This window comes from Micromonospora maritima, assembly GCF_902825405.1.
In the GTDB taxonomy this organism is placed as follows: domain Bacteria; phylum Actinomycetota; class Actinomycetes; order Mycobacteriales; family Micromonosporaceae; genus Micromonospora; species Micromonospora maritima.
In genome coordinates this window covers 1-1,694 of record NZ_CADEAU010000788.1, presented here as the reverse complement: position 1 = coordinate 1,694, position 1,694 = coordinate 1, and the positions used below count along the sequence as shown (strand labels likewise).

1 protein-coding gene is annotated in these 1,694 nt (G+C 76.9%); it reads right to left on the bottom strand.

The window, feature by feature from the left end; genetic code table 11:
• A partial coding sequence (locus HUW36_RS32280) for a bifunctional [glutamine synthetase] adenylyltransferase/[glutamine synthetase]-adenylyl-L-tyrosine phosphorylase (RefSeq protein ID WP_174531513.1) occupies positions 1–1,694 on the bottom strand: 1,694 nt, incomplete at both ends.

Below are 1,694 nucleotides of genomic sequence, written 5' to 3'. Positions count from 1 at the left end.
CCCGGCTGAGCACGTCGGCGGCGGCGATCCGGACCAGCTCGCGGCGGCGCAACGCGCGGACCGCCCGGGTGGCCTCGACCGAGTCGTCGTGCCGGGCCGCCGCGGCGGTGAAGCCCTCGACCAGGGTGTCGCGGGGGCGCGGGGTCAGTTCGGTGTCCTCGGCCAGCAGGCGCAGCGCCTCCGGCTCGCGGGCCAGCAGGTCGGCGGCGTAGCGGGAGGAGGAGAGCACCCGGGCCAGCCGGCGCGCCACCGGGCCGGAGTCGCGCAGCAGGCGCAGGTACCAGGGGGTGCTGCCGAGCTTGTCGGAGACCTGCCGGTAGTTGAGCAGCCCTCGGTCCGGTTCCGGGGCGTCGGCGAACTCGTCCAGCAGCACCGGCAGCAGCGTGCGCTGGATGGCGGCGGTGCGGCTGACCCCGCCGGTGAGCGCCTGGAGGTGCCGCAGCGCCCCGCCCGGGTCGGCGAAGCCGAGCACCTCCAGCCGGTGGCGGGCGGCCTGCGGGGTGAGCCGCAGCCCTTCGGCCGGTACCCGGGCCACCGACTCCAGCAGCGGCCGGTAGAGCAGCTTGGCGTGCAGCCGGCGTACCTCGGCGGCGTGGGTGACCCACTCGGCGCGGAACTCCTCGACGGCGCTGCGGCCCGGCGTGGCCGCGTAGCCGAGCGCGGCGGCGAGCCAGCGCAGCGCGGCCGGTTCGGTCGGCACGGTGTGGGTGCGGCGCAGGCCCTGGAGCTGGAGCCGGTGCTCGACGGCGCGCAGGAAGCGGTAGCCGCGCAGCAGCGCCTCGCCGTCGGCACGGCCGACGTAGCCGCCGGCGACCAGGGCCCGCAGCGCCGGGACGGTGCCGGGCACCCGCAGCGACTCGTCGCCGCGGCCGTGCACGAGCTGGAGCAGCTGGACGGCGAACTCGATGTCGCGCAGCCCGCCCGGACCGCGCTTGATCTCGCGTTCCAGCTCCTTCGGCGGCACGTTGTCGAGGATCTTGCGGCGCATGGACCGGACGTCCTCGACCGCCTCCGGCCGCTCGGCGGCGGTCCAGACCAGCGGGGCGAGCGCCTCGATCCACTCCCGGGCCAGGTCCAGGTCGCCGGCCGCCGGGCGGGCCTTGAGCAGCGCCTGGAACTCCCAGGTGCGGGCCCAGCGCTTGTAGTAGGCCAGGTGGCTGGCGAGCGTGCGGACCAGCGGGCCCCGGTTGCCCTCGGGGCGCAGCGCCGCATCGACCGGCCAGGCGACCAGCCCGCAGACGTGGATCAGGCGGGTGGCGACCTGGGTGGCGGCGGGCAGGTCGTCGTCGGCGGCGGCGACGAAGATGACGTCGACGTCGGAGACGTAGTTGAGTTCGTCGCCCCCGCACTTGCCCATCGCCACCACCGCCAGCCGGGGCCGGGGGGTGCCCTCGGGCAGTTCGTCGACGGCGATGTCGTAGGCGGCGGCCAGGGTGGCGTCGGCCAGCCCGGAGAGCGCGGCCATGGTCTGCTCCAGGCCACGCCCGCCGGTCAGGTCGGCCGCCGCGATCCGCAGCAACGCCAGCCGGTAGGCCTGCCGCAGCAGCGGGACCGCGCCGGTGACGGTGGTCAGCCGGGCCGCCACGCCCAGGTCGAGCCGCCCGTCGGCGGTCGGGGCGAGACCGTCCGGCTCGGTGGCCAGCACGGCCCACTGCCCCGGGTTGGCCACCAGGTGGTCGCCGAGCGCGGAGGAC